This is a genomic window from Rhizobium sp. YJ-22 (assembly GCF_029601685.1).
In the GTDB taxonomy this organism is placed as follows: domain Bacteria; phylum Pseudomonadota; class Alphaproteobacteria; order Rhizobiales; family Rhizobiaceae; genus Metarhizobium.
The window spans coordinates 28692-29714 of record NZ_JARRIR010000027.1 but is presented as its reverse complement, the minus strand read 5'-3'; the positions used below and the strand labels follow the sequence as shown (position 1 = coordinate 29714).

1 protein-coding gene is annotated in these 1023 nt (G+C 56.0%); it reads right to left on the bottom strand.

The window, feature by feature from the left end; translation table 11 throughout:
• Positions 1 to 1023 (bottom strand): plasmid replication protein RepC (gene repC / locus P7F60_RS29205; RefSeq protein WP_277921055.1); only part of this gene is annotated, 1023 nt, incomplete at both ends.

The following is a 1023-nucleotide window of genomic DNA, read 5'->3' as shown; positions in this document are numbered from 1 at the left end:
AGCCCGCTCGTAGATGCAGCCTATCGCTATCGCGGCGCCAGCTTGCCCCATCACTTCACAGCATTCTTCGTAAGCGGACGGACTGACACCAAGCATGGATTTAACCGTAACCGCCGCGGACATCAGTTCCCGCCAACTTCCAATGGACCCGCCAGGCCCAAAGCTTGAAATTTCAGGGCAGGCGCGTAGCACCATCGATAACGGGAACACCTCCGGTTCGACTTTCCGTTCCGGCCGGTTGGCTGGCTCTGACTTTTCGCCCTGCTTTTTTTCCAAGCGAGATTCAAGTTCATCGAAGGATTCGGTATTTGAATTCTGTTTGTGGCATCCAAATGCGATGTCATTGCCATCGCATTTTTTGGTTTCTTCCTGCGTTTCCAGCATCCTGGAGACTTCTTCATGTAACAGAGCCATTTCGTCGAGACTTGCAGTCAAATCCTTCAACGTCGGGCGACGAACGAAGCGTCCAATGATCTCGACAAAACAGGCCTCTGCGGCCGCCCAATCACCAGGGAGATTTTCTTCCATCCCTACAGTGATGAGCTTGCGAACGTCTCGGCGAACGATTGTGAGACGGTCCTTCGTGATGCGGAAACGGCGCTGCTCTGCGGCAACATCCTGAGCGAGGGATGCGAACTCGCTCGCTCGCGCGATCAGAGGCGCCAGGCTGAAACCGTAAGCGTCCTCAATACTGCCTTCGTTTCCCTTGCGGGCGTAACGTTTGCCGTTTGGGCTATCCTTTCTGATGATGATCCCGGCGTCTACGAGCGCTCCCAAACACTTACGAAGCGTCGTTCCCGCGATGCCGTTGGAACGGGCAGACAACTGGGCATTCGACGGAAACACGACAAGATTCTTATCGTGGCAAAGCTCGGCTCCCGGATGGAAGGAAAGGAGGGCGTTCAATACCGCAAGCGCACGGTCCTGAAGGCCAAGGCGCGAGCGGGCGTCACCGACGTCGCGAAACACTCTCCACTTGTCGATTGACCTCGCCAACTCGGCCTGTTCCGTCTCGACCTGCCT